General features: G+C 62.4%; 7 protein-coding genes and 1 pseudogene. 2 read left to right on the top strand and 6 right to left on the bottom strand.

The window, feature by feature from the left end; translation table 11 throughout:
• Positions 1-218 precede the first annotated feature (218 nt).
• Positions 219-2009 carry an aminopeptidase P family protein gene (locus AC2FM5_RS18350; RefSeq protein ID WP_496737303.1) on the top strand — a complete coding sequence of 597 codons (1791 nt, stop codon included), beginning with the start codon at positions 219-221 and terminating at the stop codon, positions 2007-2009.
• Positions 2010-2087: 78 nt separating this feature from the next.
• Entirely contained in the window at positions 2088-2432 is a 345-nt protein-coding gene (locus tag AC2FM5_RS18345; RefSeq protein WP_170340927.1) for a DUF427 domain-containing protein, read from the top strand.
• 33 nt (positions 2433-2465) lie between these two features.
• Here AC2FM5_RS18345 and AC2FM5_RS18340 read toward each other — a convergent pair whose 3' ends face one another.
• The 6 genes and pseudogenes from AC2FM5_RS18340 to AC2FM5_RS18315 form a co-directional block, all read right to left on the bottom strand.
• On the bottom strand, positions 2466-3131 hold the full coding sequence (locus AC2FM5_RS18340) for an outer membrane protein (RefSeq protein WP_170391021.1): 666 nt from the start codon (positions 3129-3131) through the stop codon (positions 2466-2468).
• A gap of 123 nt (positions 3132-3254) precedes the next feature.
• Entirely contained in the window at positions 3255-4940 is a 1686-nt protein-coding gene (locus AC2FM5_RS18335) for a chloride channel protein (RefSeq protein WP_496737300.1), read from the bottom strand.
• A 101-nt stretch (positions 4941-5041) separates the two neighbouring features.
• Complete coding sequence (recN, locus tag AC2FM5_RS18330) at positions 5042-6691, bottom strand: DNA repair protein RecN (RefSeq protein WP_496737298.1); 1650 nt, start codon at positions 6689-6691, stop codon at positions 5042-5044.
• Positions 6692-6727: 36 nt separating this feature from the next.
• A complete protein-coding gene (locus AC2FM5_RS18325) occupies positions 6728-7591 on the bottom strand; it encodes an outer membrane protein assembly factor BamD (RefSeq protein ID WP_170340921.1) in 864 nt (287 codons plus the stop codon).
• A gap of 125 nt (positions 7592-7716) precedes the next feature.
• Positions 7717-8637 (bottom strand): UDP-3-O-acyl-N-acetylglucosamine deacetylase, encoded by a 921-nt coding sequence (lpxC, locus tag AC2FM5_RS18320; protein ID WP_093964852.1) that lies wholly within the window; start codon positions 8635-8637, stop codon positions 7717-7719.
• A gap of 213 nt (positions 8638-8850) precedes the next feature.
• Positions 8851-9272, bottom strand: a pseudogene (locus AC2FM5_RS18315) (cell division protein FtsZ); the annotation flags it as partial.

Raw genomic sequence — 9272 nt, 5'->3', positions numbered from 1 at the left:
GCTATTATGATCGCGCGGTCACGATTACCGATGTCGAACAGCTGGCAGGAGCGATGACCGAGCAATTGGCCGCGCTGTTCGACAGCGACCCGCGCGCGCGGGCCCGCGTGATGGGCATGAAAAAGGCCGGATGAGGCCGGTCTTGCCTCCAGCGGGAGCGTTTAAAAGAAAGGTGAAGGCAGGCGATCAAGACCTGTAGTGAGCCGAAGGAGAAGCAGATGTTCCAATCTTTCGAAGTCACGGCGCGGCCCGAACAGGGGCCGCCACGTTTGGCGGCGTTGCGCACAGAGTTGGAGCGCGAAGGACTGGATGGCTTCATCGTCCCGCGTGCCGACGCGCATCAGGGCGAATATGTAGCCGCCCGCGACGGGCGGCTGGCATGGCTGACCGGATTCACTGGTTCTGCCGGGTTCTGCGCAGCGCTGCGAAACGTGGCCGGCGTATTTGTGGACGGACGGTATCGCACTCAGGTCAAGGCGCAGGTGGCATCCGATTTCACACCGGTACCGTGGCCCGACGTAAGCCTTTCGGCGTGGTTGAAACAGCAGTTGCCCGATGGAGGGCGGGTGGCGTTCGATCCGTGGCTGCATTCCGCCGGACAGATCACGGCAACCCGGGCCGAACTGCAGAATAGCGGGATCGAGTTGGTTCCGTCAGACAATCTTGTGGACCGCATCTGGTCCGACCAGCCACCACCGCCAATGAACCCGGTCAAGGTGCACCCGCTGGAATTTGCAGGCGAAAGCGCCGAAAGCAAGGTTTCGCGGCTGGCTTCGGTTCTGGCTCAGAACGGGAGGTCGGCTGCCGTCATCACGTTGCCGGATTCGATCATGTGGCTGCTGAACATCCGCGGGTCAGACATCCCATATAACCCGGTTGCGCATGGGTTTGCGATTTTGCAGGCCGACGGGCACGTGGACCTGTTCATGGCCGCAAAAAAGCTGAAGGGGATGGACGAGCATCTGGGGCCGCGCGTTTCGATCCACGAACCCGACGCGTTCCTGAACGCTGTTGCGGCGCTTGAGGGCGCGGTGCAAGTGAACATGGGAACTCTGCCGCAAGCCGTTGCCGATGTGCTTGGCGACCGGGCTGTGGACGGTGGCGATCCCTGCGCACGCCCCAAGGCCTGCAAGAACGAAGCCGAAATTGCCGGCAGCGCCGCCGCGCATCTTCGTGACGCCGCCGCCGTCATCGAAACTCTGTGCTGGCTGGATGCCCACCCCCCCGGCAGCGTGACTGAAACGCAGGTGGTCACACAGCTGGAGGAGAACCGGCGGCGCGACAATGCGTTGCAGGATATCTCGTTCGACACCATTGCGGGCACCGGGCCAAACGGCGCCATCATGCACTATAGAGTGACCGAGGAAACCGACAGCCGGCTTGAGGACGGTCATATTCTGGTTCTGGACAGCGGCGGGCAGTATCTGGATGGCACCACGGACATCACCCGGACGATCCCCATCGGCACGGTAGGAGACGAGGAAAAAATCTGCTTTACCCGGGTTCTGAAGGGAATGATCGCGATGTCGCAACTGCGCTGGCCCGTTGGCCTCGCCGGCCGAGACATCGAGTGCATCGCCCGGGCACCTTTGTGGGCCGCGGGCCAGGATTTCAACCACGGCGTCGGCCATGGTGTCGGCGCATACCTGAGCGTTCACGAAGGACCACAGCGTCTGGCGCGGGTCAGCCACGTTCCGCTCGAGCCCGGGATGATCCTGTCGAATGAACCGGGTTACTACCGCGAAGGTGCCTTCGGCATTCGGATTGAAAACCTGCTGGTTGTTGAGGAGGCCCCCGCCCTGCCCGGCGCAGACCCCGAGCGCGCAATGCTGTGCTGGCGGACACTGACATATGTCCCCATCGATCGACGCCTGATCGTCGTCGACATGCTGACCAGTGCCGAGCGTGATTGGCTGAACGCGTATCACCGGGACGTGGCGGAAAAAGTCCGGCCAAGACTGTCACATGCCGCGCAACTGTGGTTGGATGCCGCAACCGCGCCCTTGTGACACCCGTTTGTCACATACTATGGGCATAGGCGAAGGCCTGACCACAACCAGGCCGCGACGACGAGGGAAGGAGCAGACATGACAGACTACATCAAGATCCGCAAAGCACCTGGCAAGTGGTGCGTCAGGTCCGGTGGCGCGATTCTGGGCGAAACGACCAACGCCCTGGAACTGTTGGAAGGCGATCTGGCCCCCGTCATCTACTTTCCACGCGCAGACATCGCGATGGCCTTTCTGGACAAGACCGACAAGTTGACCCACTGCCCGCACAAAGGCGATGCCACGCACTACTCGATCGTCAACAAGTCGAGCGTGACGCAGAATGCGGTCTGGAGCTATGAAGATCCCATACCCGCCGTTGCCGAAATCAAGGGTTACCTCGCCTTCTACCCGCTGGAATCGGTGAAGGTCGAACAGATTTGAGGGCTGGACAAACCTGGCCCTCAACTACGTCTGTCAGAAACTGTAGCTGTATCCGAGAATGAGCGAGTGCGAAGAGTAGCGGCCATTCGCGAGATCTGTCGGGATGAACACTTGGGTCGTGGCGAAATCAAGATCGCCGGTCGTCTTGTAGCGGTACCCGATGTCAATGTTCCCGCGTTCCCCTACCTGAAAACGTCCGCCAAACCCCAATTGCCCCGCAATGGCGGTGTCACTGTCATCGACCAGTGTCACGCCAGCACCGGACTGACCGTCGTGGGACACGCGTGCAAACCCGAGCCCGCCACCAACATAGGGCTTGAACCTGCCCTGTACCGGGACGTCATACCAAAGGTTTGCCATCCCGAAGGTCGCATCAAAGCTTCCGTCATACTGAGTAAACGGGCGGCCGATTTCCTTGGTATCATTCGAAGCATATGAAAGTTCGAACTCGGCCCGCAGATTTGGCGCGACACGCAGTCCGACGGCCAGACCGTAGGTTACACCATTGTCGGTTGTGATGGTGCCTTGGCCAACCACGACCGAAGGAACTGTCTGGAAAAAATCAAAATCATAGTCGCCCATATCGGTGATACCGAGAAAGCCGGTCACGTACGGAGCCTCCTGCGCCCGCGCGGGGACAGCACCAATCATCGAAACCGCAGCCACCACAGTCAGCAAAGAAGACCGTTCGAAAGCCATGTTCACACCTCAATCAAAGTGACTATCAGGGATAATTCTTCCATCAGGCTAGAATGCTCTCATTTTTTGACAAGGCGTCAAAATCAAAGAGAAACTCTCAGTGGCCCGCCTGCCACTGCTGCATCACGAGTGTTCCTCGGCCGCTGTTGCGGCCAGTGCACGATTGTACGCCTTCAATGCGTCCACGTGGTACAAGGCTCCGACCGGGTTTTCGACCCCGTCATCATCCCGAACAACCACCGGGAGCCAGGTGATTCCGTCTCGATCAAAATACGGCATTGCCGCCTCGAGGGTTGCGCTGGCCCGGACGCACAGACCCTGCTCGATCATCTCCTGCACCTCTTCTCTGCTTGCCGTATTCGGATCTCCCAGCGGGCGCATCACGGCCCCGGCGCGCAGCATCGCCAGCAAATAAGCCTGTGGCCCGGCGGCCAAATGCACCCCGCGGCGCTCGAGCTGGGTCAGGAAGAAGGACCGGTCCACAAGGCGGGAGGCCAACGCCGTGGACATGGACACCGAGACCATCACGGCAAGGCCGATCTGCCAGTCTCCGGTCAGTTCGAACACAATCAACGTGGTCGAGATCGGAGCGCCCAGAACCGCCGCCGCAACAGCACCCATGCCGGCAAAAGCATATAGCGTATGCGTGCCCGACACGCTTGGCAGAAGGCCTGTGGCGATCAGGCCAAAGGCAAGGCCGGTCAGCGCGCCGATCATCAACGACGGAGAAAATACCCCGCCGCCCATACGACCACCCATGGTTATGGCCACTGCCACGGTTTTCATCACTGCAAGCAGGATGGCCGTGGTCAGCACCAGATCTCCGGTCAGGGCACGGATGGTCGTCTCGTATCCGACGCCGATGATATGCGGAAACCACACCGCCAGCACGCCCAGCATCGCGCCGGACACGGCGGGTCGCAGCCAGCGCGGCAGCGACAGGCGCGCCTGCACGTGATTGCCGAAATCTTCGGCAAAAAAGATCGACCGCATCAGCAACAGCGAGACCAGCCCGCAGATCAGCCCAAGGATCAGAAAGGCCGGAAGTTCGACGTAAAATTGCAGGGATCCGGGCGTGTCCAGGACAAACTCGGTCACATCGCCATATGCCAGCCGGTTGATGACGGTGCCCGCCACCGACGCAATCACGATCGGTGCAAAAGCGTGGACTGCAAAATGGCGCAGCACGACTTCCAGCGCGAACAGCGCTCCGGCGATCGGGGCGTTGAAACTGGCCGATACAGCGGCGGCCACGGCGCAGCCCAGCAGGTCGCGGCCGGTTATTCCATCCGCGTTGATACGCTGGCATACCCAAGTCGAAAGCACGCCCGCCATGTGCACCACTGGCCCTTCGCGACCCGTCGACCCGCCCGTGCTGAGTGTGATCAGCGAGGCGAAAAACGACGCGACCCCTGCTTTGGTTTCGACCCGGCCATCACTGATCGCGGATCCTTCGATCACATCGGCGACAGACCGAACTCTCCCGTCATCGGTAAAGCGGTGCAGGATGATCCCGACGACCAGCCCTCCAACCGTGGGGATCGCCAAAATCCAGGCCCAGTGCAGTTTCTCGGCAAAGCTGTGCAGAAACAGGATGTCGTCGGTCTGATAGACCAGCGCTTGCAGGGCCGCGATCCCCTTGCGAAATCCCAAAGCCATGAAGCCCGCCGTGATCCCGATCACCAGCGCGATGAACCAGAACTGGATCTGGCTTGGCCCGCGGTGCCGCAGTACCCGCCACGCGTCCTTGAGCGCGGCCAGGGCCTGGTTGAGCTGAGTGCGCAGGACGGTTCGGGTTGATTGTGTCATGGGGCTTTGTGGATAAACAGGTATCCCTTACTAAGCCACGCCGGGCGCTTAGAAAAGTCGGCTGACAAGATATTGAAGGCAAGTGTCGCCGCCCGGCTGCATCAGGCTTGCAACAACGAACGGGCGGCCGCGCGGGCTTCATCCGTGATGACGTCGCCCGAGACCATGCGTGCGATCTCGTCGATCCGGTCCGGTTCGGACAGCGGCAGGACAGTGGACAGGGTCTGCCCGTCGGTCACGTGCTTCTGAACCCGCCAGTGATGCGCCGCGCGGGCCGCGACCTGCGGAGAATGGGTTACCACCAGCACCTGCCCGCCCTGCGCCAGCGCAGCAAGCCTGCGGCCCACGGCGTCCGCGGTGGCGCCGCCCACCCCGCGGTCGATTTCGTCAAAGATCATTGTCCGGGTGCTGTCATCGCCCGACAGGCACACCTTGAGCGCCAGCAGAAAGCGGCTGAGCTCCCCGCCCGAGGCGATTTTGTTCAGCGGGCCCGACGGGGCGCCCGGGTTGGTGGCCACGGTAAAGGCCACGGCGTCCTGCCCCTCGGGTCCGGGGTCGGCGGGCGTGATCTGGGTCTGGAACACCGCACGCTCCATCTTGAGCGGCGCAAGCTCGGCCATTACCGCCGCGTCCAGCCGGCCGGCAGCCTCGCGCCGCAGGGCGCTGAGCGCCTCGGCGGCCGCGTTATAGGTGGCCTGCGCGGCCTGCACCGCAACACGGCGGTCGGCCAGGTCGGCGTCACCGGCCTCAAGCTGGCCCAGCCGGGCGCGCAGCGTGTCGGCGTAACCGCTCAGGTCATCGGGGGCCACGTCATGTTTGCGGGCCAGCGCTCGGATGGCGAATAGACGTTCCTCGGTCTGCTCCAACTCGGCCGGGTTGAAGTCCAGCGCCTCGAGGCAGGCGGTCACGCCGTCCTGCGCCTCGCCCAGTTCGATAAGGGCGCGCCCAAGGGCCGCGATCGGCTCGTCCAGTTGGCCCTCGGCCCGGTCGGCGACGCCTTCCAGCCAGCGCAAGGCATCCGCCATCGCCCCTTCGGCCCCGTCACCACCCAGCATGGCAAAGGCGCGGGCCACGTCGTCACGGATGCGCTCGGCCCCCTGCATCATCCGGCGGCGCGCGTCGAGTTCGGCGTCCTCGCCCGGCTGCGGATCAAGTTTGTCGAGTTCGGCCACGGAATGCCGCAGAAATTCTTCTTCGCTGCGCACGGCGGCCACGGCGGCCTCGGTCTCGGCCAGGGCCTTGCGGGCCCGCGCCATCTCGGTCCAGGCGGCGCGGACGGCGGCCAATAGCGGCTCGGCCCCGGCATAGGCGTCCAGCATGCCGCGATGGCCGCGCGGGTTCAGCAGGCCCCGGTCATCATGCTGTCCGTGCAGTTCGACCAAGGTTTCCGACAGCGCCCGCAGCACCTCGCCCGAGCAGCGGCGGTCATTGACCCAGGCGGTTTTGCGCCCCTCGGCAGTGTTGACGCGGCGCAGGATCAGTTCCGAGCCGCCGGGCAAACCGGCCTCGGTCAGGATCGCATGGGCGGGATGACCCTCGGGCAGTTCGAACTCGGCCACGACCTCGCCCTGCGCGGCCCCCTGCCGGACCAGTTCGGCCCGACCGCGCCAGCCCAGCACAAAGCCCAGCGAGTCGAGCAGGATCGACTTGCCCGCCCCCGTCTCGCCGGTCAGCGCGTTCAAGCCCGGCTGAAAGGTCAATTCCAGCCGGTCGATGATCAGCATATCGCGGATATCAAGGGCGCGCAGCATCGGGTCGTCAGCGTCCCAAGCCTGTGACCATGGCGATTACAACCACTGGCCCTTGATCGTCTGGCGGTAGATCGTGCTGAGCCAGTTGTTGCCGCGGCTCTTTAGTTCGAGCCCACGCGAGGTCAGCAGCTTGTAAGCCGCGTCGTACCATTCAGACGACTGGTAGTTGTAGCCCAGAATCGCGCCGGCCGATTGAGCCTCGTCGACCAGACCCAAGGCCAGATAAGCCTCGACCAAGCGGTACAGCGCCTCGGCTGTGTGGCTGGTGGTCTGGAAATCCTCGACCACGACACGGAAACGGTTGATGGCCGCGGTATAGTGATCCTGACGCAGGTAATAGCGCCCAATCTCCATTTCCTTGCCCGCCAAATGGTCGAAGGCCAGATCGAATTTCAGCACCGCCGAGGTGGCGTATTCGCTGTCGGGATAGACCTCGATCACGGTGCGCAGCGCCTGCAACGCCTGGAAGGTCAGACCCTGGTCGCGGCCGACCTCGTCGATCTGGTCATAGTAGCTGAGCGCCAGAAGGTACTGCGCATAAGCTGCGTCTTCGTCGGTTGGGTAGAAGTCGATATACCGCTGCGCGGCGGCGCGGCTTTCTTCATACTCCTTGTCCGAGTGGAACGCGAAAGCCTGCATGATCAGTGACCGCTTGGCCCAGTCGGAATAGGGATAAAGCCGTTCGACTTCGGAAAAGTACCAGGCCGCATCTGCGGGACGATTCTGCGCAAGCTCGTATTCGCCACGGGTGTAGATCTGCTCGGGCGTAAAGCCTTCAAGGTTCTGGGACTTGTCAGCGCCCTTGTTACCAAACAGGCCGCCCGCGTTGCCGCAGGCCGTCAAAGTAGCTGCCAGAAGAATCGCGCCCGCAAGCCTGACTGCCGCTTTGGTGCCAACCATACCGCCCATCCTAGTCGTCTTGTCTCTTTGGGTAACCCCGGATTGAGCTTTGGTCTAGCACATAAAATTCCGGTGCAAAACGCCTTATCGGCCCCACGACCGATTTGTCGCCGGGCCGGGCCGGATCAGGCAACTTCGGGGATTTCGTCCCAGACCAATCCCTGCCCGGGCAGTTGTGCGGCTTGCTCAGGCGTGCACAGCACCGGACGCACGGCGCCAGGCGTCTCGAACAGCTTGCGCAGCAATGTGTTGGTCATGGCATGGCCGGATTTCTCGCCGACGAAGTGACCAAAGATCGGGCCGCCGGCCAGATACAGATCTCCCAACGCATCCAGCATTTTGTGGCGCACGGCTTCATCCTGGTGACGGAAGCCACCCGGTGTCAGTACTTCGGCCCCTTGAACAACAACCGCATTCTCCAGAGTGCCACCCAAGGCCAGACCGTTTTCGCGCATCGCCTCGACATCGGTTCGGCGGCAGAAGGTCCGGCAGTCGGACAGCTCCCGAGCAAACGACCCGTTGCGCATATCCAGGATCTTCGACTGGCTGCCGATCGCAGTGTCTTCGAAATCGATGTGGAACTCGATGATCAAACCGTCAGCCGGCCGGATCGAGGCACGGGCACCTTCCCGCTCTGCCACGACCGGCTTGAGGACCTCATACGCCAGAACCGGGCTGGCCTGACGGCGGACACCCTTGGCGATGATACCGCGCACGAAGTCGATCGAAGAACCGTCCATTATCGGAACTTCGGGTCCATCAATCTCGATCAGGGCGTTGTGGATCCCGCACCCTGCCAGCGCGGCCATGATGTGCTCGACGGTTGACACCGAAACGCCTGCGTCATTGACGAGGCGCGTACACAGTTGGGTTCGTTCGACCACATCGTAGATGGCCGGGATCAGCGCATTGCCCAGTTCGATATCAGTCCGCTTGAACCAGATCCCGTGACCGGCAGCTGCCGGTTTCAGAACCATCGTCGCGGGCTTGCCACTGTGCAGGCCCACGCCTTTGAACGTGATCGAAGATTTGAGCGTCTGTTGCAAATTGAACCTCGGTGAGCGGTGTCCAGCCTTTTTCGGCTGTGTTGCACCCTCAGTTAAGGAAGCGCGCATCAAGGCTCAACTCACTCTTTGTAACTGAATGAAACAGTTCTGCAACAGATCGGCAAAACCCTGCTTACTGGCACTTAAACGTTTGCATCAAAAGGAAAAAGGGCCGCCTTTCGGCGACCCCGTGAGTGGATATTGTTACCGCGATCAGTTGGCCTGACGGCGCAGGAAAGCCGGAATTTCGATACGCTCCTGCTCGGGATCGACCTCCTCATGCGAGGGTGCCGTAGCGTCAGTCTGGCGCATCGCAGGCTGTTGCCGGGCCGGTTGAGCGGGGGTATCCGGGGCATGCCCAGTCATCCGGTCGATCAAACGGTTGAACCCGAACCGCGGCCGTTCCTCGGCGGCGGGCTGGCGCTGCGGCGCCGGTTCCTGCGGGCGCGACGCGGTCAGACGCTGGGCCGAAGTCGGTACGTTCTGAACAGCTGCCTGCAGCCGTTCCAGCGCGGCCGGCGAAGGCGTTCCAGGGGTATGCGGCACCTGTTGCGGCTGATAGCTTTCCGCCGGGCGTTCGACCGGCTCGGGCTGCGGATCGAACTCGGCGCTGCGTGGCTGATAGGCCGGAGGAG

This window comes from Ruegeria sp. BHSA162 (genome assembly GCF_059613385.1).
This window is presented reverse-complemented; position numbering and strand designations above follow the sequence as displayed.

Bases quoted from the DNA above. Each gene is read 5' to 3' on its own strand.
- AC2FM5_RS18350 (WP_496737303.1), top strand. From the start codon at position 219: ATGTTCCAATCTTTCGAAGTCACGGCGCGGCCCGAACAGGGGCCGCCA.
- AC2FM5_RS18345 (WP_170340927.1), top strand. From the start codon at position 2,088: ATGACAGACTACATCAAGATCCGCAAAGCACCTGGCAAGTGGTGCGTC.
- AC2FM5_RS18340 (WP_170391021.1), bottom strand. From the start codon at position 3,131: ATGGCTTTCGAACGGTCTTCTTTGCTGACTGTGGTGGCTGCGGTTTCG.
- AC2FM5_RS18335 (WP_496737300.1), bottom strand. From the start codon at position 4,940: ATGACACAATCAACCCGAACCGTCCTGCGCACTCAGCTCAACCAGGCC.
- recN (WP_496737298.1), bottom strand. From the start codon at position 6,691: ATGCTGCGCGCCCTTGATATCCGCGATATGCTGATCATCGACCGGCTG.
- AC2FM5_RS18325 (WP_170340921.1), bottom strand. From the start codon at position 7,591: ATGGTTGGCACCAAAGCGGCAGTCAGGCTTGCGGGCGCGATTCTTCTG.